This is a genomic window from Microbacterium sp. AC145 (assembly GCF_979258505.1).
On record NZ_OZ409859.1, the window covers coordinates 566,737 to 586,024 of the forward strand.

The 19,288-nt window shown below is 68.2% G+C and carries 19 protein-coding genes and 1 tRNA gene; 6 read left to right on the forward strand and 14 right to left on the reverse strand.

The annotated features are described in order from the left end of the window. Positions 1-40: 40 nt before the first annotated feature. The 6 genes from ACZZZN_RS02745 to ACZZZN_RS02770 all read right to left on the reverse strand — a co-directional run bounded on the left by ACZZZN_RS02745 (position 41) and on the right by ACZZZN_RS02770 (position 6,658). Positions 41-328, reverse strand: coding sequence for a WXG100 family type VII secretion target (locus ACZZZN_RS02745; RefSeq protein WP_463503699.1), 288 nt, complete (start codon positions 326-328; stop codon positions 41-43). 124 nt (positions 329-452) lie between these two features. Then, positions 453-2,150, reverse strand: a complete 1,698-nt coding sequence (locus ACZZZN_RS02750; protein ID WP_463503700.1) for a sensor histidine kinase — start codon at positions 2,148-2,150, stop codon at positions 453-455. Positions 2,151-2,205: 55 nt separating this feature from the next. After that, positions 2,206-2,892, reverse strand: coding sequence for a response regulator transcription factor (locus ACZZZN_RS02755; RefSeq protein ID WP_463503701.1), 687 nt, complete (start codon positions 2,890-2,892; stop codon positions 2,206-2,208). A 101-nt stretch (positions 2,893-2,993) separates the two neighbouring features. Next, positions 2,994-4,634 (reverse strand): DNA repair helicase XPB, encoded by a 1,641-nt coding sequence (locus ACZZZN_RS02760; RefSeq protein WP_463503702.1) that lies wholly within the window; start codon positions 4,632-4,634, stop codon positions 2,994-2,996. 22 nt (positions 4,635-4,656) lie between these two features. After that, complete coding sequence (locus ACZZZN_RS02765; protein WP_463503703.1) at positions 4,657-6,375, reverse strand: helicase-associated domain-containing protein; 1,719 nt, start codon at positions 6,373-6,375, stop codon at positions 4,657-4,659. 10 nt (positions 6,376-6,385) lie between these two features. Further along, positions 6,386-6,658, reverse strand: a complete 273-nt coding sequence (locus tag ACZZZN_RS02770; RefSeq protein WP_463503704.1) for a multidrug ABC transporter ATPase — start codon at positions 6,656-6,658, stop codon at positions 6,386-6,388. 133 nt (positions 6,659-6,791) lie between these two features. On the opposite strand from ACZZZN_RS02770, the gene ACZZZN_RS02775 reads away from it, so the two are divergent. Both ACZZZN_RS02775 and ACZZZN_RS02780 read left to right on the forward strand, forming a co-directional pair. Further along, positions 6,792-7,172 carry a cold-shock protein gene (locus ACZZZN_RS02775; RefSeq protein ID WP_463503705.1) on the forward strand — a complete coding sequence of 127 codons (381 nt, stop codon included), beginning with the start codon at positions 6,792-6,794 and terminating at the stop codon, positions 7,170-7,172. Beyond that, positions 7,156-7,863, forward strand: coding sequence for a DUF3027 domain-containing protein (locus ACZZZN_RS02780; RefSeq protein ID WP_463503706.1), 708 nt, complete (start codon positions 7,156-7,158; stop codon positions 7,861-7,863). Before ACZZZN_RS02775 ends, ACZZZN_RS02780 begins: the two co-directional genes overlap by 17 nt. An 81-nt stretch (positions 7,864-7,944) precedes the next feature. Here the strand turns inward: ACZZZN_RS02780 and serC are convergent, their stop codons facing one another. Continuing rightward, a complete protein-coding gene (gene serC, locus ACZZZN_RS02785) occupies positions 7,945-9,057 on the reverse strand; it encodes a phosphoserine transaminase (protein ID WP_463503707.1) in 1,113 nt (370 codons plus the stop codon). A gap of 99 nt (positions 9,058-9,156) precedes the next feature. Here serC and ACZZZN_RS02790 point away from each other — a divergent pair, with 99 nt between their 5' ends. The 4 genes from ACZZZN_RS02790 to ACZZZN_RS02805 all read left to right on the forward strand — a co-directional run bounded on the left by ACZZZN_RS02790 (position 9,157) and on the right by ACZZZN_RS02805 (position 11,882). Continuing rightward, complete coding sequence (locus ACZZZN_RS02790; RefSeq protein ID WP_463503708.1) at positions 9,157-9,858, forward strand: metal-dependent transcriptional regulator; 702 nt, start codon at positions 9,157-9,159, stop codon at positions 9,856-9,858. A 401-nt stretch (positions 9,859-10,259) separates the two neighbouring features. Next, the gene (locus ACZZZN_RS02795; protein ID WP_463503709.1) at positions 10,260-10,943 is read left to right on the forward strand and encodes a M23 family metallopeptidase; all 684 of its coding nucleotides are present in this window, start codon (positions 10,260-10,262) and stop codon (positions 10,941-10,943) included. Between the two features lie 332 nt (positions 10,944-11,275). Further along, the gene (locus ACZZZN_RS02800; RefSeq protein ID WP_463506534.1) at positions 11,276-11,773 is read left to right on the forward strand and encodes an HNH endonuclease; all 498 of its coding nucleotides are present in this window, start codon (positions 11,276-11,278) and stop codon (positions 11,771-11,773) included. Between the two features lie 35 nt (positions 11,774-11,808). Next, positions 11,809-11,882, forward strand: a tRNA-Arg gene (locus ACZZZN_RS02805). Positions 11,883-11,887: 5 nt separating this feature from the next. Here the strand turns inward: ACZZZN_RS02805 and ACZZZN_RS02810 are convergent. From ACZZZN_RS02810 to ACZZZN_RS02840, 7 genes are read right to left on the reverse strand one after another with little or no spacing between them, the layout of a single operon-like run. Beyond that, complete coding sequence (locus tag ACZZZN_RS02810) at positions 11,888-14,092, reverse strand: MMPL family transporter (RefSeq protein WP_463503710.1); 2,205 nt, start codon at positions 14,090-14,092, stop codon at positions 11,888-11,890. Positions 14,093-14,150: 58 nt separating this feature from the next. Then, a complete protein-coding gene (locus ACZZZN_RS02815) occupies positions 14,151-15,035 on the reverse strand; it encodes a prenyltransferase (RefSeq protein ID WP_463503711.1) in 885 nt (294 codons plus the stop codon). After that, positions 15,032-15,370 (reverse strand): lycopene cyclase domain-containing protein, encoded by a 339-nt coding sequence (locus tag ACZZZN_RS02820; protein WP_463503712.1) that lies wholly within the window; start codon positions 15,368-15,370, stop codon positions 15,032-15,034. Before ACZZZN_RS02820 ends, ACZZZN_RS02815 begins: the two co-directional genes overlap by 4 nt. Beyond that, entirely contained in the window at positions 15,367-15,711 is a 345-nt protein-coding gene (locus ACZZZN_RS02825) for a lycopene cyclase domain-containing protein (RefSeq protein ID WP_463506535.1), read from the reverse strand. The genes ACZZZN_RS02820 and ACZZZN_RS02825 overlap by 4 nt, the downstream gene beginning before the upstream one ends. Continuing rightward, positions 15,711-17,309 carry a phytoene desaturase family protein gene (gene crtI, locus ACZZZN_RS02830; RefSeq protein WP_463503713.1) on the reverse strand — a complete coding sequence of 533 codons (1,599 nt, stop codon included), beginning with the start codon at positions 17,307-17,309 and terminating at the stop codon, positions 15,711-15,713. The genes ACZZZN_RS02825 and crtI overlap by 1 nt, the downstream gene beginning before the upstream one ends. Further along, on the reverse strand, positions 17,306-18,211 hold the full coding sequence (locus ACZZZN_RS02835; RefSeq protein WP_463503714.1) for a phytoene/squalene synthase family protein: 906 nt from the start codon (positions 18,209-18,211) through the stop codon (positions 17,306-17,308). The genes crtI and ACZZZN_RS02835 overlap by 4 nt, the downstream gene beginning before the upstream one ends. Further along, positions 18,208-19,287 (reverse strand): polyprenyl synthetase family protein, encoded by a 1,080-nt coding sequence (locus ACZZZN_RS02840; protein ID WP_463503715.1) that lies wholly within the window; start codon positions 19,285-19,287, stop codon positions 18,208-18,210. Before ACZZZN_RS02840 ends, ACZZZN_RS02835 begins: the two co-directional genes overlap by 4 nt. Position 19,288: the final 1 nt, after the last annotated feature.

Below are 19,288 nucleotides of genomic sequence, written 5' to 3' on the forward strand. Positions count from 1 at the left end.
TCGGGGCGTTTCTGCGTTCAGCGGAGGCGTGTCAGGGCGCTCAGCGGAACAGGCTCGCCGAGTAGTGGTCGGCGTCGGCGTACTGCGATGCCGCGCTGCCCAGACCCGTGCCGATCGACTCGAGGGCCTGCTCGACGTGCATCTGCGCCCCACGCCACTGCTCTGCGCAGGATTGGAAGGCGTTCGATGCGCTGCCGACCCAGGTCGACTGCAGCTGCGTGAGCTGGGCCATGAGGGTCGCTGCCTCGGCGCGCAAGCGCTCCATGGTGGCCAGGGCTGAGCCGTGTGCTGCGCCGACGGCTTCGGTGTCTACGGTGAAGACGGACATGAGATCTCCTTGTCGATGGGCTTCCGACGGTACGAGAGCACCGCGGCGCGCATGGACCAGGCGGTGCCCGGCTCCCGCTCGGTGTGCAGAACCGGCGGCGGCGCGTGCCCGTGGAGGAGGGGTCTCAGAGGTCGAGCGGCTCGAGGGGCTGCGTGTCTTCGAGCAGGTGCGCAGGAGTTGCTCGTGACGGAGCGAGGGGGAGCGTGACCGTGAAGGTCGCTCCGCCACCAGGCGTCTCCGACACCGCGACGCTGCCGTGCAGCGCCTTGACGATCGACGCGACGATCGCGAGTCCGAGACCGGAACCGCCGGTCTCCCGGGCTCGGGAGGTGTCAGCCCGCCAGAACCGTTCGAAGATCTGCTCGCGGATCTGCGGGGGGATGCCCTCACCGTGATCGACGATCGAGATGCTTCCCGTGCCGCGTACCCGGTCGGCGTCGACGACGAGCTCGATGGGGCTCTCCTCGGGTGAGAAACGTCGCGCGTTGCCGAGCAGGTTGGTCACCACCTGACGGACCTTGTTCTCCTCGCCGAGGATGATCGGAGGCGTGCGCACGGGGATGTCGGTGGCCTCGGTGAAGTCGATGGCCGGCATCTTCTCCGTGCCCCCTCGAGGGCGGCGTCGGAGCCGCGACAGCGTGCCGCGAGACAGGCCTCGTGGCACCGGCTGGGGAGTGGTGTCCGTCGACACGGGGTTCGGCCGCGTCGTGACCTCGATCAGCGGCGCCTCGACGGTGCGGTCGACGACCGTGACGGTGCGTGCCGGTGCCGCCACCCGCAGGTCCAGTGCCGCGTCGCGGGCGATCGGGCGCAGATCGAGCGCTTCGATCTCGGGTTCGCGCTCTTCGTCGAGTCGTGCCAGAGCGAGAAGATCCTCGACGAGAACACCCATCCGGATCGCCTCCTTCTCGATGCGCTCCATGGCCCGGGCGGTGTCTTCCTCGCCCTTGATCGCGCCCATGCGATAGAGCTCCGCGTACCCGCGAACGCTGACGAGGGGGGTTCGCAGCTCATGGCTCGCATCGCCGATGAAGCGGCGCATGTGACGCACGGTGCGATCGCGCTGCGCGAGCGACCCGTCGACCCGGTCGAGCATCGTGTTGATCGCGTAGTTCAGACGACCCACCTCGGTCGTCGGCTCGAGGTCGGTGAGCCTCTGGCTGAAGTCACCGGCGGCGATCGACATGGCCGTCGATTCCACCTGCCCGAGGCGTCGGAAGGTGAGCGTCACCAGCCATCGGGTGAGAAGAGCTGCGAGGAGGATCGTGACGAGGGCGACGGTGATGTAGATGCCGAAGTACTGACTGATGATCCGATCGGCGGAATCCAAAGGCATCGCGACCACCTGGATCCGCAGATCGCCGCCGCCCTCACCGGGCAGACTCGCGACCGCGGCCCGGAAGCTCGCTCCTTTGGTGCCTTCGAGGGGGAAGGTCGTATCGCTGTTCGCCTGTGCCTCGAGCAGGGTGAAGGTCGAGGGGAAGAGCGGCGAGCCGTTCGCGGAGGTGCCGGTGGTGGTCTGCAGCACGCCTTCGCCGTCGTAGATCGCGACGAAGAAGTCGCGTGGAGACTCCTTGGGCGTGTACTTCGTCTCGCCGTCGACCATGGCCACATCGAAGTAGCGGTCGGCCAGATCCGCCGAGACCAGAGCGGGCAGCTGCGACTCGATGTTGCTGACGAGCGCGTTGCGCAGGATCGGCACTGTGCCGACTCCGGCGGCGAGCAGACCGAGGGCGAGCACCGCCACCGTGACTCCGGTGACCTTGGCCCGCAGGCTGATCGCTCGCCACCAGCGGGTGACCGCGTCGGGCTTTCGCGCCATGCGGTCCTCCTCGAGACGGATGCTGTGCGACGTGCGCTGTTCGGCGGGTGCGGTGTTACTTGCCGACCTTGAGCATGTAGCCGAACCCGCGCTTGGTCTGGATCACCGACTCCTCGGTGTGGGGGTCGATCTTGCGACGCAGGTACGAGATGTAGCTCTCGACGATGCCGGCGTCGCCGTTGAAGTCGTATTCCCACACGTGGTCGAGGATCTGGGCCTTCGACAGCACGCGGTTCGGGTTGAGCATGAGGTAGCGCAGCAGCTTGAACTCGGTCGGGCTGAGCTCGATCGACTCCTTGCCGACGTGGACGTCGTGCGTGTCCTGATCCATCGACAGCTCGCCGGCCCGGATGATCGACTCCTCGTCGGCCTGCATCGTGCGACGCAGGATCGCCTGGGCGCGTGCGACGATCTCGTCGAGACTGAACGGCTTGGTGACGTAATCGTCGCCTCCCGCATTCAGGCCCTCGATCTTGTCGTCGGTGCCGTCCTTGGCGGTGAGGAACAGGATCGGTGCGGTGAACCCGGCGCCTCGCAGGCGCTTGGTCACGCTGAACCCGTTCATGTCGGGGAGCATGACGTCGAGGATGATGAGGTCGGGCTCCTCCTCCAGGACGGCGGAGATCGTGGCGGCGCCGTTGGCGACCGTCTTCACCTGGAAGCCCGCGAAGGTCAAGCCCGTGGACAGCAGGTCGCGGATGTTCGGCTCGTCGTCGACGACCAGGATGCGCGCATCAGTCATGACCCCATTATGGTGACTCCGTCGATGGGATTGCTGGTGATCCGTCGGAGCGGCGAGTACGCCGAGGGCGAAGCGACGGGTGCGCGTGCGACGTGAGGCGGTCAGGCCGCGATCGCGTCTGCATCCATGATCGTGTAGCTGTACCCCTGTTCGGCGAGGAATCGCTGGCGATTCTGCGCGTAGTCCTGGTCGATCGTGTCGCGCGCGACGAGCGTGTAGAAGCTCGCCGTGTGCCCGGACTTCTTCGGCCTCAGCAGGCGCCCGAGGCGCTGCGCCTCTTCCTGTCGGGATCCGAACGAGCCCGACACCTGGATGGCGACGGATGCTTCGGGGAGGTCGATCGAGAAGTTCGCCACCTTCGAGACCACGAGCACCGGTATCTCGCCGTCGCGGAACGCCTGGTAGAGCTGCTCGCGCTCATCGACCGGCGTCGCGCCCGTGATCTGCGGTGCGTTCAACGACTGCGACAGCGACTCGAGCTGGTCGAGGTACTGACCGATCACGAGGATCCGCTCGTCCGCGTGTTTCGCGATGAGCTCTCGCACCACTTCGATCTTCGCGGGTGCGGATGCCGCGAGACGGTAGCGCTCGTCGTCGGTCGCCGCCGCGTATTCGAGGCGGTCACTCGGCGGCAGGTCGACACGCACTTCGTAGCAGACGGCGGGGGAGATGAATCCCTGTGCCTCGATCTGCTTCCACGGCGCATCGAACCGCTTGGGGCCGATCAGGCTGAACACGTCGCCCTCCCGACCGTCCTCGCGCACCAGCGTGGCGGTGAGTCCGATGCGACGACGGGCCTGCAGGTCGGCGGTCAGCTTGAAGACCGGCGCGGGGAGCAGGTGCACCTCGTCGTAGACGATGAGGCCCCAGTCGAGGGCATCCAGCAATGCGAGGTGAGCGTACTCGCCCTTCCGCTTGGCCGTGAGGATCTGGTAGGTCGCGATCGTCACCGGCTTGACCTCTTTGGCCTGACCGGAGTACTCGCCGATCTCCTCCGGCGTCAGGCTCGTGCGCTTGAGCAGTTCGTCGCGCCACTGCCTGGCCGACACGGTGTTGGTCACCAGGATCAGCGTGGTCGTCTTCGTCGCGGCCATCGCGCCCGCGCCGACGATCGTCTTGCCGGCGCCGCAGGGCAGTACCACCACACCCGAGCCGTCCTTCGAGAACGCGTCGACGGCATCCTGCTGGTAGGGCCGGATCTGCCAGCCGTCCTCGGCCAGCTCGATCTCGTGCGGAGTGCCGGGGGTGTATCCCGCGAGGTCTTCGGCCGGCCAGCCGATCTTGAGCAACTCCTGCTTGATCTGGCCGCGTGCCCAGGCGTCGACGACGAACGACTCGGGCGTCGGGTGCCCGAGGAGAAGCGGCTGGATGCGCTTGTTGCTCGCCACCTGCGTGAGCACCGCGGGGTCGCTCGACCGCAGGATCAGGGTGCCCTCGTCGTCGCGCTCGATCACGAGCCGCCCGTAGCGGTTCACGGTCTCGCGCAGGTCGACCGACACGGACGGCGGCACGGGGAAGCGCGACCAGCGGTCGAGCGTCTCGAGCATGTCCTCAGCGGTGTGCCCCGCCGCGCGGGCGTTCCAGAGCCCCAGGCGGGTGATCCGGTACGTGTGGATGTGCTCGGGGGCGCGCTCGAGCTCTGCGAAGATCGCGAGCTCGTGACGGGCGCTCTCGGCGTCAACATGGGCCACTTCGAGCAGCACGGTGCGATCGCTCTGGACGATCAGGGGGCCATCAGACATAGCTGTCCAGTTTACCGCGCGATCAGGACGAGGGCTCGATCACGGTGGCGGCGCGGATGCTCGACACCGGCAACGTGCGTTCGACGTCGGCCGCGCGGTCTCTGCCGCGGAGCCTCCCGCCCCCGAGGCCGGTCGCCTCGAGAAGCAGATCGCGCGTCGAACCGTCTGGCATCCCGATGGTCACCCGAAGCGTCGCACGGGAGCGGACGGCCGCCTCGAGCTCGCGATCGAGCCACGCAGCGTCGGCATCCGGGCCCTGATGCGATCGCAGCGCGGCGATCAGGGCGGTGTGGTCGACCGGCCTCGTGGGCACGGCGGCTGCAGCCGGGTTGCGCTCGCCGGTCAGAGCTTCACCGGCCTCGTCCACGAGCGTGGCCGGGTACCGGGCATCCACCAGAGCCCAGTAGACGGTGTCGCGCGCGACGCGGGTGGTGAGCGAGCCGACGTGCGCGGTGAGGCCGAGCGGCCGCAACGACTGATCGACCGACATCGCATCGAGCAGGGTGCTGTCGGAGCTCTCGATGCGCGTGCGCCCGGTCTCGGGGTCGCTCGACACCCGCACCAGTCCGTGGCGCTGAGCTGTCTGCGCCACCAGGTAGCGGAGCGGCTGCGGGATGCCGGTGAGGGAGACGCTCTCGAGGAACGCGATGATCGACTGCTCGGTCTCGCCGGCGACGAGTGCCCTGGCCACCGACTCGGGTGTGAACCGGTACGACGATGCCTGGGCGGCCGATTCACGGCGTGCGATCGTGCGCAGCCGCACGTCGAGCGCGGGGGCGAGCGGACCGGGGGCGATCGCAGTCAGGTCGTTCTGCAGGAAGATGCGATCGACCTCGCTCGGCAGGAGGTGCGTGAGAGGGGCGGGGTCGATCTGCTCGCCGTGACGGATGCGCACCGCCCACGACGGCTCGCCGCCGTCATCGGACACGAGCCCGAGCAGGCGGGACCGTTCGAGCAGCGCGGCGCTGCGCTCCGGCCACGACGGGTCCCAGGGATGCGCGTCGTTCCACTCGCCGGTGGGGATCCACCCTCTGTCGTGCGCGCGCACCCCACGGGGCAACGCATCGCGGTGACCCGCGACAAGGGCGCTCCACCTGTCGGCGACCGAGGACCGCAGCCACTCGTCCGATCGAGTGGTCGTGCGCAGGCGACGATCGTCGACCGCCACCAGCCCGGCGCTCGCGGCGATGGCGACCAGGGCGTCGATGGTGTCGACGTCGAGTCCGGCCTCGGCGAGTTGTCGCTTCTCTCCGGCGCTGAGATTGCCGCCGGTGAGCAGTGTGAAAGGTCGGTCGCGCGCCAGCAGCAGCAGGTCGGCGAGGGCCGACACCGTGGTGAAGGCGCGTTCGGCCGCGTGCGCTTCCGCAGCCTCGTCGGCGTCGGCCGGTGTCGACGACGCCGCAGGGGAGGGCGCAGGGCGATCGTCGACGGCCGCGGCGACGGCAGGCCACGGAGTGCCATCCGGCCGCACCAGAGCCAGCGCTTCGAGAGTCGCACGTTCGACGGATTCGGGCACGGCGGATGCCGAGGTGGCGGCGTCGCGCAGGGCGGTCGCCTCGGCGCGCGTCAGGGCCGGGAGCACACGAGCGAGGGAGCCTGCATCGAGCAGTGCCTCGGCGGCATCGAAGAAGTCCTGCCATCCGGCGTCTGGGCGGACGCTGCGCGCTGCGAACAGCGAGGCCAGGTCGTCATCGCTCGCCGCGGCCAGCCGTTCGGCGAGGGGGCGGGCGTGCGTCGTCATGCCGATGACCTCAGGATCGCGACGCGCGACCCTTGCGCACGAAGCTCATGGAGAGGAGCACGATGATCATCGCGAACGCCAGAGGGAGCCCCCAGTACGGCACCGCGGCGACGAGGGGCCACACGCCGGAGCCGAAGTCCTGCTGCTGCATTCCGACGGCGGTGCCGATGATGATCGCGAAGAAGCAGAGGATCGAGGCCGCAGCGAGGCCCAGTGCCGTGAACGCCAGAATGCGATCCACCCGGCGAACGGGCACATCCGGTTCGGGACTCTTCATGCTCATCCGTCTCAGCCTAGTCGGTGCGGGCCATCGTGGTTCCGCTCGGCGCCTCGGCTTCCATGTGCGCCGACCGGTAGGCTGAGAGAGGCGCATCCATGCGCCGTTCAGCTCCACACCGACTCAGCGAGGTTCTCCCATGCCCACCGGCAAGGTCAGGTTCTACGACGAAGACAAGGGTTTCGGCTTCATCGCCGCCGATGACGGCCAGGATGTCTTCCTGCACGCGTCGGCGATGCCCGCCGGGACGGCCGTGAAGGCCGGTGCGCGGGTCGAGTTCGGCGTCGCCGACGGAAAGCGCGGACTCCAGGCGCTCTCGGTGCGCGTTCTCGAGGCTCCGCCGAGCCTCGCCAAGGCCAAGCGCAAGCCGGCCGACGACATGGCGATCATCATCGAGGACCTGGTGAAGCTGCTCGACGGCATCGGCGGCGATCTGCGCCGCGGTCGCTACCCCTCGTCCGCTCACGGCCGCAAGATCGCAGCCGTTCTGCGCAAGGTCGCTGATGACCTCGAAGCCTGACGTCGACCAGCGTCTCGTCGACGCTCACGATCTCGCGCTGGCGGCGCTGCACGAGATCACACCGGCATCTTCGGTCGGCCCGGCGGCGGGCTTCCTCCCCGAGGATGACGGGTCGGTCTCTCTGCGATTCGAGAACCGTCTCCCCGGGTACCCCGGCTGGTACTGGACAGTGACGGTCGCGCGCGTCGAGGAGGATGACCCGACAGTTCTCGAGGTCGAGCTGCTTCCCGGTGACGGTGCTCTGCTGGCTCCCGAATGGGTGCCGTGGGCCGAGCGCCTCGCCGAGTACCGCGCGCACCAGGCGGAGCTGGCCGAGCAGGCCGCCGCCGCGGCCGAGGCAGACCCCGATGCGGATGACGCGGATGTGCTCGAAGACGACGAGCTCGACGACATCGACGAGGACGAGGACGATCTCGACGACGACGACGATTCGGACGACGACGATTCGGACGACGACGACGATGATGACCTCGACGAGGACGATCTGACGGCGGAACCTCGCGTGCTGCACGCGGGGGATCTCGACGGGGTCGACATCGATGAGCTCGATGACTCGGTCACTGCCGACGACGAATCTGACGAGGACGATTCCGACGAGGATTCCGAGGACGCGGACTCTGACGAGGATGATTCTGACGAGGACTCCGACGACGAGGACTCCGACGACGAGGACTCCGACGACGAGGAATGACCTCGCGCTCTCACGAGAGCGCGAGCATGAAGAGGGGGCCGCGTGATCACGCGGCCCCCTCTTCATGCTCCTGACCGCTGGTCAGTCGCCCTGGTGCTCGAGCACGTGGTCGATGGCCCGCGTCAGCTGGCGCACGTCGTCGGGTTCGATCGAGACGAACGTCGCGACGCGCAGCTGGTTGCGCCCGAGCTTGCGGTACGGCTCGGTGTCGACGATGCCGTTGGCGCGCAGCGTCTTGGCGATCGCGGCGGCGTCGACCGTGTCGTCGAAGTCGATCGTGACGACGACCGGAGAGCGGTGTGCGGCATCCGCGACGAACGGTGTCGCGACGGCTGATGCCGCGGCCCAGTCGTACAGCACGCCCGACGATTCGGCGGTTCGCGCGCCCGCCCATGCCAGGCCGCCGTTGTCGTTGATCCAGCGGAGCTGGCTGTCGAGCAGGTGCAGGGTGGTGAGCGCGGGAGTGTTCAGCGTCTGGTTGAGCCGGGAGTTGTCGACGGCGTTCTTCAGGCTGAGGAACTCGGGGATGTATCGGTCAGACGCGGCGATCCGCTCGATGCGGTCGATCGCGGCCGGGGAGACGGCTGCGAACCACAGGCCTCCATCGGAGCCGAGGTTCTTCTGCGGCGCGAAGTAGTAGACGTCGGCCTGGGTGGCATCGAAATCGATGCCACCGGCGGCGCTGGTCGCGTCGATCACGGTCAGTGCGCCCTCAGCGGTCACGCGCTCGACAGGCGCAGCGACACCGGTCGAGGTCTCGTTGTGCGGCCAGGCGTAGACGTCGACGCCGTCGACGATCTCCGCGGCGACGCGCGAGCCGGGCTCCGCCTTGCGGACATCGGGGGCCTCGAGCCACGGGGCCGCCGCTGCGGCGGCGAACTTGCCGCCGAACTCGCCGAAGACGAGGTTCTGGCTGCGGCGCTCGATGAGGCCGAAGGCCGCGGCATCCCAGAAGGCCGTCGATCCGCCGTTGCCGACGATGATCTCGTAGCCTTCGGGGAGTCGCAACAGTGCCGCGAGCTGCTCACGGACGCTGCCGACGAGGTTCTTCACCGGCGCCTGACGGTGCGAGGTGCCCAGCAGAGTGGGCCCGGCGGCGAGCAGCGCCTCGAGCTGCTCGGGGCGCACCTTCGAGGGTCCGCAGCCGAAGCGGCCGTCAGCGGGCAGGAGGTCACGGGGAATCTCGATCGCCATGCGTCGATTCTAGGCCGTGCCGATCCTGCTGCCGCACCGCGTGACACCCCGATGTCCCCGCGGGAATGTAGGCTTGCCTAAGAAGACTCGGAGGGCCGCATGACGGACTTGATCGACACCACGGAGATGTACCTCCGCACCATCCTCGAACTCGAGGAGGAGAACATCGTGCCGCTGCGCGCACGCATCTCCGAGCGCCTCGGTCACTCCGGCCCCACGGTCTCGCAGACGGTCGGGCGCATGGAGCGCGACGGCCTCGTGGTCGTGTCCGAGGACCGCACGCTCGAGCTGACCGATGCAGGGCGCCGCAAGGCGGTCGACGTGATGCGCAAGCACCGCCTCGCCGAGCGACTGCTCTCCGACGTGATCGGTCTCGACTGGGCCTATGTGCATGAAGAGGCGTGCCGGTGGGAGCACGTCATGAGCGAGCAGGTCGAGCGTCGACTCGTCGAGCTTCTCGGACATCCGACCGAGTCGCCGTACGGCAACCCGATCCCCGGTCTCGACCAGCTGGGCGACATGCCTGCACGCACCTTCGACGAGGGCGTTATCGGTCTCGTGCAGAAGCTGAACGCCGCAGGCGCTCCCATCGAGGGCACCGTGCGACGCCTCGCGGAGCCTGCGCAGGTCGATCCCGAGCTGCTCGAACAGCTTCGCGATGCCGGCGTGGTTCCGGGCGCGAAGGGGGACTACCGCTTCAACGAGGGCTACGTGCTCATCCAGATGGAGGGCAAGGAAGACGGACTCGAGCTTCCGGTCGAGCTCGCATCTCACATCTTCCTGGTCGGGGAGCCTGCCTGATCGCGGCGGAGAACCCCCGTGATTCCGCCTCTGCGAGGATTACCAGTTTCACAGGGTGACACTTTCGTTATCTTCCGGTAACCTCGGACAGGTCGCCGCGAAAGCCCGCTGGCGATACCCGAGAGGATCGCCTTCCAGGCTCGTCGTCTTCCCGGTCAGAACGCACAAAGTACCCGAAGCTACATTCGTGCCACGAGAGCAGAGTGCCGACGAGCCAGCGCAACCCGAGCGTGCAGGCCCAGGAGGATTACGTTTTGGTCAGAGACATCGAATCGCCCGCGAAGACATCTGAAGATCGAGCAGTCGCCCGAAGCACCCGCTCAGTAACGAGTGCACGACGGGTCGCGAAGCCTCTCCGCTCGGTCGCCATCTTCGGGGCAGTCGGTGCTCTCGTCGCCGCAGTGGCTCTGCCGGCATACGCGACGTCCAAGCCCAGCGAGGCCGCCGCCACGACGGTGCAGCAGCTTGCGGCCGATGACTCGCAGTCGCTCGTCGTCGCGTCCGCTGCGACGGCAGCATCTCTCAATCGCGGAACCTTCACTGCCACGACCCCCGACGAGATCGCCAAGAAGAAGGCCGAAGAAGCAGCAGCGGCACGTGCGGCAGCTGCAGCCTCGGCGGCGGCGGCATCGCTCGCATCGTCCGGTGGCAACTTCAACACCGGCAACTATGCGCTCGTCTCGCCCGGCTCGGGCGAGGTCCGTTACCCGCTTCCCCAGGGCTCCTACAACGTCAGCCGTACTGTCGGCGGAGCCCACCAGGGCGCAGACATGCTCGCTCCGGCGGGCACGCCCATCTACGCGGCGGCAGCCGGTGTGGTGCGCGCCTCGGCAGAGAGCATCGGCGGATACGGCGTCGCCGTCATGCTCGACAGCGTCGTGGGTGGACAGCGGGTGCAGACCACGTACGGTCACATGATCTACGGTTCGCGTCAGGTGCAGGCGGGCGAGACCGTCGCCGCCGGACAGCTGATCGGCTTCGTCGGAAGCACCGGTCGCTCCACTGCCAACCACCTCCACTTCGAGGTCTGGGTGAACGGCGGGCTCATGGAGCCGATCGCCTGGCTCGGCGCCAACGCCGGCTGATTCTCGTCGACTTCTCTCGAAGCTCCTCTCGGACACGCCTCCGACTGTTCATCGGGAGTTCGGCCCTCCTGCCCAGGGGATGGGTTAGCCTGAACCCGTTGTCGTAACAGGCGGGAGAAGCTGATGGTGCGAATACCGAGCATCCGAACCATGGATGCCCTCGGTCGTCACGTCCTTCAGCATCGTCCGCAGGGACACCACGGTTCTGCCGTGCGTATGAGGCGCTGTCTGTAGACAGCGCCTTTTTTCGTCCCTGCGTGCGCTCACGTTCTGCGCGGCGCGTGTGAGTCGAGAGTGCCGGGAAGCCGTCCCGGCGGATCGAGAGGATGACGATGCGCACACTGGTACTGAACGCGGGATACGAGCCTCTGGCGATCGTGTCGTTCAAGAGAGCCCTGGTCCTGGTCATGAATGACAAGGCCACGGTGATCGAACGCGTGGAGGATGATCCTGTCTGGGGCAGTCACGGTGTCTACGACAGACCTGCCGTCATCATTCTGTCGCGCTATGTGCGCATCCCCGTGAGCAGACGGGTTCCCGTGACGCGGCGGGGCGTGCTGCGACGGGATGATCATCGGTGCGGCTACTGCGGCAAGGCCGCGTCGACCATCGACCACGTGCTGCCTCGATCGCGTGGGGGTGCGGATTCGTGGGAGAACCTCGTCGCCTGCTGCCTCCGCTGCAACAACGTCAAGAGCGACCGCACGCCGCAGGAGATGCGGTGGGCACTGCGGTTCACGCCGCGCCCCCCGCACGGCACCGCGTGGACGGTTCGTGGGACTGAGCGCAGCGACCCCAGGTGGGAGCCCTACCTGGCGCTCGCCGCGTGAGCGGAGAGCGAGGGGTCCTCTAGAATGGAACCCTCGCCCCCGTAGCTCAGCAGGATAGAGCAGCCCTCTCCTAAAGGGCAGGTCGCTGGTTCGAATCCAGTCGAGGGCACTCCATCAGTCGAGACCTCGACGCCACAGCTTCGACGGCCACCAGATCACACGGCCCAGATCGTAGGCGAGCGCCGGCACGAGCAGCGAGCGCACCACGAACGTGTCGAGGAGCACACCGAACGCGACGATGAACGCGAGCTGCACGAGGAACAGGATCGGGATCACCGACAGCGCGGCGAAGGTCGCTGCGAGCACCAGACCGGCAGAGGTGATCACACCGCCGGTGATCGAGAGCCCGCGCAGCACGCCTTCGCGCGTTCCGTGCTCGAGCGACTCCTCGCGTACCCGGGTCATCAGGAAGATGTTGTAATCGATGCCGAGTGCGACGAGGAACACGAATCCGTAGAGCGGAACGGCGGGGTCGGCCCCGGGGAAGTCGAAGACTCCGTTGAAGACCAGCGCCGAGACCCCCATCGCCGTGCCGAACGACAGCACGGTCGTGGCGATCAGCAGCACCGGCGCGAGGATCGACCGCAGCAGGAGCATCAGGATCAGCATGATGACGACGAGGATCACCGGGATGATCAGGTTGCGGTCGTGGATCGACGCGTCGTTCGTGTCGATCGCCGTCGCCGTCACACCACCGACGACCGCGTCGATCTCATCGAGGTCGGTGCGCAGATCGCGCACGGTCTGGGCCGCCGCGTCGGAGTCGGCCGCATCCGTGAGGGTGCCCTGGAGCAGGACCTCGCCGTCGACGACCGTGGGCTCGGGAGCGGGCGTACCTGGAGGCCCGAACGCCGAGATGCCGTCGGCCGTCACGGGCGCCGAGCCGCTCGGCGAGTCCGATGCGGTGACCGCGACACCGTCGATGCCGTCGTTCGCGAGCAGGACGTCGGCAGCATCCTGCAGCCGGTCCTCCTCGACGATGACATACACCGGGCTGCCGGATCCGCCGGGGAAGTGCTCTCCGAGCGCGACCTGGCCGTCGCGTGCCTCCGACTCGCCGAGCACGAGGTCGGACTGCGGCACGCCCACGGCGTTCAGCTGCAGCACCCCGGATGCTCCGGCGACCAGCACGAGCGTCGTGACGATCCAGATGACACGGGGGCGCTTCGTGATGATGCGCGCGAGGCGAGCCCAGAGACCGGTCGTGCGCATGCCGTGCTCCTCGGCCACGACCTCCGGCTCGAACTTCGGGCGTCGCGGCCAGAAGACGGCTCGTCCGAAGAGCAGCAGCAGCGCGGGGAGCAGGGTGAGTGCCGCGAGCATGGCGAAGACGATGCCGATCGCGGCGACCGGACCGAGCGTGCTGTTGGACTTCAGGTCGCTGAGCAGCAGGCAGAGGAGGCCCGCGATCACGGTGCCGCCCGAGGCGACGATGGGCTCGAACGAGCCCTTCCACGCCGCGAGCACTGCGGCGCCCTTGTCGCGCGAGACCCGGAGCTCTTCACGGAATCGTGCGACGAACAGCAGTGCGTAGTCGGTGGCCGCGCCGATGACCAGGATGAACAGGATGCCCTGGGTCTGTCCGCTGAGCAGGAGCACCTCGAACTTCGCGAGCCACCAGACCACGAGGAGCGCGACGCAGAGCGCGAAGAGACTCGTGGACAGCACCACGACGGGCAGCAGGAACGAGCGGTACACGAGCACCAGGATGATCAGCACGGCGAGGAGGGCGACGCCGAGGAGGAGCCCGTCGATGCCCGCGAACCCGGCCACGAGGTCTGCGCTGAACCCTGCGGGCCCGGTGATGTAGACGGTGACTCCGTCGGGCGCGGCGGCACGCAGGTCGTCGCCGAGCGCGGCGACGGCATCGGCCAGCTCCGCGTCACCGTCGATGGGGATGAACGCCTGCACGGCACGACCGTCGTCGGAGGTGAGGGCGGGGGAGACGTCGGCGCTCACGCCCTCGACGGACGGCGCGTCGGCGACGGCATCCGTGATGGCCTGGATGTCGCTCTCCGACAGCTCGCCGTCTGCGACGAACACCGCGATCGCCGGGATGGTGTCGCTGTCGCGGAACTCGCCGAGCAGCTCCTGCACCTGGGTCGCGTCGGCGGATTCGGGGAGATAACTGGTCTGATCGTTCGACGAGACCTCGTCGATCTTGCCGAACAGCGGGCCGCCGAGTCCGGCGCCCACCAGCCACACGAGGATCAGTGCGACCGGGAGGAAGACTCGCACCCACGAGTGTCGACGGGTGCGCTCACGGGTCGGCGGGATCGACGGGGTCGTCGGGGTCGTCGAGCGGTCAGGGCGGGACATCGGGTTCCTCTCGGGAAGGGGGCGGGGAAGGGGGAAGCGGGCGCTCAGGCCGGAGGAGTCAGGAGACCCAGGCGAAGATCAGGATCATCGTGGCGAGGAAGCCCGCGAAGTAGTTGAGCGCGATGAAGCGGCGCCACGCACGGTTCGTTCCCGCCGACGTCTCATCGGTGACGTTCCACCACGGCGCGGCATTCACGATGTACGGCAGGGCGAGCACAGCGCCGAGGGGAGCCGGCCACGACGTGAAGAGCATGGCGACGCCTGCCGCTGCCCACAGCACGATCGACAGGCGCACCGTCGCGCGAGCACCGATCACCGTGGCGATCGAGCCGATGCCGCCCTCACGGTCGGGGCCGATGTCCTGCACCGCGCCGAAGGCGTGCGCGGCCATGCCCCAGAGGAAGAACGCGACCAGCACGATCACCGCGGTGGGGGTGACCGCTCCGCCCGCGAGGGTGAGGCCCACGATCGCCGGCGTCACGAAATGCAGGCTCGAGGTGGTCGAGTCGAGGAACGGGCGCTCCTTGAAACGGAGTCCCGGAGCCGAATAGGCGATCACCGCGAACACGCTGATCGCGAGCCAGAGCCAGGACGCGGGGTTGCCGACGACGACGAGGTACACGAGGAACGGGACGTTCGTCACGACCGCCGCCCACAGCGTCGCTCGGTGGATGCGGGGTGAGAGCAGTGCGCCCTCGATGCCGCCCTTTCGAGGGTTGGCGAGGTCGGAGGCGTAGTCGAAGACGTCGTTGATGCCGTACATCGCGAGGTTGTAGGGCACGAGGAAGTAGAGGGTTCCGAGGATCAGCGTGAGGTCGATCTCTCGTGTCGCGAGCAGATAGGCGGCCGCGAACGGGAACGCGGTGTTGATCCAGCTGATGGGGCGCGAGGAGAGCACGATCTGCGCGACATCGCTGCGGACGGAGGTGTGCGATGCGCTCATGAGCGGTCCTCCTCGACGGTCGTCACGCGCGCGCCGCGGCGCGCTCGCAGCGCAGCCCACAGCGCCGGCAGCAGTACGGCGCCCGCGATCGGATACGCGAAGTCTTCGAGGGGGGCGAGTCCGATGTGGAACCCGAGCAGATGGCCGGGTGAGTAGTGGAAGAGCCCGGTCGCGATCATCAGCGTGTCGAACACCGCGGTGAGGACGAACAGCACGGCGATTGTCATGCCGATGCCGGCCAGGCTCGCGCGGCGTCTTCCGGCGATCAGCGAGGCGATGACCGCGACGACGACGGCGACGCCGAGGAACCAGGCGGAGAGCTCGATGTAGGTCATGCCGGATTCTCCGCGCCGCTCCGCACCCGCAGTCGAGCGAGGATGCGCATCGCCCCGGTGTAGACGACCATGGTGCAGACGACGAGGAACAGCAGGAAGATCGGTTCCTCGATCGGCAGTTCGGGCGCCAGAACGATGCCTGTCGCGACGACGGCCTCGCCACGGAAGAAGATGCCCCCCGCGATTCCGGCGATGTCCCACAGCAGGAAGAAGGCCAGGCCCACGATCGTGACGATGGATGCCGAGACGGCGTCGCGCCAGAAGAACAGTCGGAAGCGCCAGTCGAGCAGCAGCATGCAGCCGAGGGTCGCGAGGAGGATCGCCAGATACACCGCGCCCATCATGAGACCTGCGTGGGCGTCGTGGTCGTCGTCTCGGCCAGAGGTCCGCTCGAGTGGTCGCCGCGGATGCGCTTCAGCACGATCTCCGCGCTGATGAGGCACATCGGCACCCCGACTCCGGGCGCGGTGGTGCCGCCTGCGTAGTAGAGTCCCGCGACGCGCTTCGACGCATTCTGCGCACGGAACATCGCGCTCTGCGACAGGATGTGCGCGGGTCCGAGCATTCCGCCCCGCCAGGAGTTGTAGTCGTCGCGGAAATCGGCGGGCCCCTTGGTCTCGCGCACCACGATCCGCTCGCGCAGATCGGAGATGCCCGCCCACTGGGATATGAGGTCGATCGCGGCATCCGCGGCCGCTTCGATGGGGGCGGCGCCCGATCCGTCCGACCCTCCGCCGCCGAGCTCGGTGTCGGCCGGGATCGGCACGAGCACGAAGAGGTTCTCGTGGTCGGGCGGGGCGACGGTCGCATCGGTCGCGCTGGGGCGGCACACGTAGGTCGACGCGGGGGAGGGGATCACCGGATGCGTGCCGAAGATCGCGTCGAAGTTGGCGTCCCAGTCGTCAGTGAAGAACAGCGAATGGTGCGGCAGCTCGGGCAACGCCCCGCGCACTCCGAGCATCACCAGCACGGCGCCCGGACCGCTCGTGCGGCGCTCCCACCAGCTCTCCGGATACGTCCTCAACTCCGGAGGCAGCAGGCGGGTCTCGGTGTGGTGGAGGTCGGCGCCCGAGACCACGATGTCGGCGTCCTCACGATGCAGGATGCCGTCGGCGTCGCGCCACTCGATGCCGGCGGCGACGCGCTCGCCCCCGGCGTCGCGAGTGCGGATGGCGGTGACATCGGCATCGGTGACGATCGTCACCCCGGCGCTGCGGGCGAGGTCGGCGATGCGTTCGACGACCCGCCAGAAGCCGCCCTGCGGATAGCTCACTCCCTCGTCGAGGTCGAGGGCGCTCATCAGGTGGTACATGGCTGGAGCGCTGCGCGGATCCGTGCCGAGGAACACTGCCGGGTAGCCCAGGATCTGTCTGAGCACCGGGTCGCGGAAGCGCCGGGCGGCGAAGGACTGCAGGCGGGTGCCGAGCAGCGACAGGAGGCGGGGGAGCGCGCGCAGAACCTCCGGGCTCATGAGCGTGCGCAGACGGGTGAACGGGTTGTAGAGGAAGTACTTCTCGGCCATCGTGCGGGCCTCGTGCGCCGAGTCGAGATAGGCGTCGAGCGCGGCGGTCGATCCCGGTTCGCGGGACTCGAACAGCTCGGTCACCGCTGCCCGGCCACTGGGAACCGTGACCGACGCCATCGCAGTGCCGTCGGGCCGGGGTTGGCGGAAGACGCGATAGCCCGGGTCGAGGACGGTGAGGTCGAGCTGCTCCTCGGTCGTCGTCCCCATCATCGTGAAGAAGTGGTCGAAGACCTCCGGCATCAGATACCACGACGGCCCCGAATCGAAGCGGAAGCCGTCGCGTTCGATCGTTCCGGCTCGTCCGCCGACGCGGGAGTTCTTCTCGTAGACGGTCACCTCATGTCCGTCGCGCGCCAGCAGACCGGCCACGGCGAGGCCCGCGACACCGGCCCCGATCACGGTCACGCGGCTCATCGGTCGCGCTCCACAGCAGTGACGGCCACCGCGCGCGCGGCGAGGAGCGCCTTGAGCGGGTCGGGCACACGTACGCGACGGCGATAGAGCTCGCTCGCGGGAGTCCGCGCGACCCTCCGGTTCAGCGCCTCGAAGAGTGCGAGGGCACTGCGCACCGCCGCACGTGCGTCTTTGGGGAGCAGCGGGATCGATCGCCGAGCATCGTCGAGCTGTTCGTCGATCCTGCGCACCCACTCGTCTCGATCCGCGTCGGTGAGACGCCCGGACTCCGCGAGATAGCCACGCTGCAGACGGTCGGTGTCATCGGCGAGGTCGCGCAGGAAGTTCACGTTCTGAAAGGCCGCACCCAGCTGCCTGGCGCCGTGCACGAGGGTGGCGCGCTCGTCTTCCGTGCGCGCGGTTCCGCGAAGGAACACCTGCAGGCACATGAGCCCGACGACCTCTGCCGATCCGTAGACATAACGTTCGTGCGCCTCTGCGTCGTAGCCGGCGAAGTCGGCGGCATTCGTGAGGTCTGCATTCATGGAGTCGAAGAAGGGCTGCGTGAGGTCCTCGCCGATGGCGCACTCGCGCGCCGTGCGGGCGAATGCGTGCAGCACGAGGTCGGTGCTGTACCCGGTGCGCATGGAACGATGGGTCTCCGCGACGTAGGAGGCCAGAGCCTCCGTCTGCGCGGAGGTGTCGAGGCCCGCCTGCGCGGCGACGCCGTCGACGATCTCATCGGCGATCCGCACCATCGCATAGATGTTGCGCACGTGCTGGCGATGACGCTCGCCGAGCAGACGGGTGGCCAGACCGAACGACGTCGAATAGGTGCGGATGACGTCGGTCGAGGCCGTGTCGGCGGCGCGGCTGAAACGACCCAGGCTGTCGCCGCCGCTCTGCGCCGCGGCGGCGCTCACGACTGCCGCCCATCGAGCCGAGCGGCGACCGCGGCGATCGTGTGCGCGGCGGCCGCGCTGATCTCTCCGCTGTTCTCGGCCCCGGCGAGCAGCGCGTCCACCGCCTCGCGCTGGTCGGCGATGAGCCCTGTGACGAAGCTCTCGGCTCCGCACTCACGAAGCCGGTCGCGAATCTCCGTCGCCTCGTGCGTCGTGAGGTCATCGGAGCCGAAGGTGCGTTCGATGTGCGGCCAGGCGGACGTCGAGCGGGCATACGCGATGATCGCGGTCTCCTTGCCTTCGCGGAGATCGGAGAAGGCATCCTTGCCATGCATCCGGTGGTCTCCGAACACGCACAGCAGGTCGTCCTGCAACTGATAGGCCAGCCCGAGGTGTCGCCCGACGAGATGCAGGGCGTCTTGCGCCGCGAGCGAGGATCCGGCGAGCATGGCGCCGGCGCGCAACGGCAGAGAGAACGAATAGGTCGCCGTCTTGTACACGCTCATGTTCAGCACGGTGTGAAGATCGGGCGCCACGATGCCGTGGCTGAGCGCGACATCGGTGTGCTCGCCGGCCACGGTCTCGAGGATCGTCTGCTCCACCAGGTCGAGGAGTCGGGTGCGCGTCTCGTGGGGAATGTCGACCCGGGCGAAACCCATCACGGCCGCGGACAGCAGAAGGTCTCCCATGAGGATCGCGCTCGAGCGTGCCCAGTGCAGCGATGCCTCCTCCGTGGATCCCGGGCTTCCGGCAGCGAGCGCGCCGATCAGGTTCGGGCGCTTGCGACGGGTCAGGTCTCCGTCGATCACGTCGTCGTGCAGGAGGAAGGCGTAGTGCAGCAGTTCGATGTGCGTCGCGACGTCGACGGCTGCCGTCGCCGCCTCGGCGGGTGCGTGCGGTGCCAGTGCACGGTGGATGTCGAGCAGGAGGCGCGGGCGCACGAGCTTGCCGCCGAGTGCGTGGTCTGCGGCGGCTCGCCACAGCGAGGCGAACTCGCTGCCGTATGCCTGCGCGTTCTCGCTGTGGGCGGTGAACCGGCGACGCAGGACCTCCTCGACCTGCGTGCCCATGTCTTCGTGGATCGCCGTCGAGGTCATG

Bases quoted from the DNA above. Each gene is read 5' to 3' on its own strand.
- ACZZZN_RS02745 (WP_463503699.1), bottom strand. From the start codon at position 328: ATGTCCGTCTTCACCGTAGACACCGAAGCCGTCGGCGCAGCACACGGC.
- ACZZZN_RS02750 (WP_463503700.1), bottom strand. From the start codon at position 2,150: ATGGCGCGAAAGCCCGACGCGGTCACCCGCTGGTGGCGAGCGATCAGC.
- ACZZZN_RS02755 (WP_463503701.1), bottom strand. From the start codon at position 2,892: ATGACTGATGCGCGCATCCTGGTCGTCGACGACGAGCCGAACATCCGC.
- ACZZZN_RS02760 (WP_463503702.1), bottom strand. From the start codon at position 4,634: ATGTCTGATGGCCCCCTGATCGTCCAGAGCGATCGCACCGTGCTGCTC.
- ACZZZN_RS02765 (WP_463503703.1), bottom strand. From the start codon at position 6,375: ATGACGACGCACGCCCGCCCCCTCGCCGAACGGCTGGCCGCGGCGAGC.
- ACZZZN_RS02770 (WP_463503704.1), bottom strand. From the start codon at position 6,658: ATGAGCATGAAGAGTCCCGAACCGGATGTGCCCGTTCGCCGGGTGGAT.
- ACZZZN_RS02775 (WP_463503705.1), top strand. From the start codon at position 6,792: ATGCCCACCGGCAAGGTCAGGTTCTACGACGAAGACAAGGGTTTCGGC.
- ACZZZN_RS02780 (WP_463503706.1), top strand. From the start codon at position 7,156: ATGACCTCGAAGCCTGACGTCGACCAGCGTCTCGTCGACGCTCACGAT.
- serC (WP_463503707.1), bottom strand. From the start codon at position 9,057: ATGGCGATCGAGATTCCCCGTGACCTCCTGCCCGCTGACGGCCGCTTC.
- ACZZZN_RS02790 (WP_463503708.1), top strand. From the start codon at position 9,157: ATGACGGACTTGATCGACACCACGGAGATGTACCTCCGCACCATCCTC.
- ACZZZN_RS02800 (WP_463506534.1), top strand. From the start codon at position 11,276: ATGCGCACACTGGTACTGAACGCGGGATACGAGCCTCTGGCGATCGTG.
- ACZZZN_RS02810 (WP_463503710.1), bottom strand. From the start codon at position 14,092: ATGTCCCGCCCTGACCGCTCGACGACCCCGACGACCCCGTCGATCCCG.
- ACZZZN_RS02815 (WP_463503711.1), bottom strand. From the start codon at position 15,035: ATGAGCGCATCGCACACCTCCGTCCGCAGCGATGTCGCGCAGATCGTG.
- ACZZZN_RS02820 (WP_463503712.1), bottom strand. From the start codon at position 15,370: ATGACCTACATCGAGCTCTCCGCCTGGTTCCTCGGCGTCGCCGTCGTC.
- ACZZZN_RS02825 (WP_463506535.1), bottom strand. From the start codon at position 15,711: ATGGGCGCGGTGTATCTGGCGATCCTCCTCGCGACCCTCGGCTGCATG.
- crtI (WP_463503713.1), bottom strand. From the start codon at position 17,309: ATGAGCCGCGTGACCGTGATCGGGGCCGGTGTCGCGGGCCTCGCCGTG.
- ACZZZN_RS02840 (WP_463503715.1), bottom strand. From the start codon at position 19,287: ATGACCTCGACGGCGATCCACGAAGACATGGGCACGCAGGTCGAGGAG.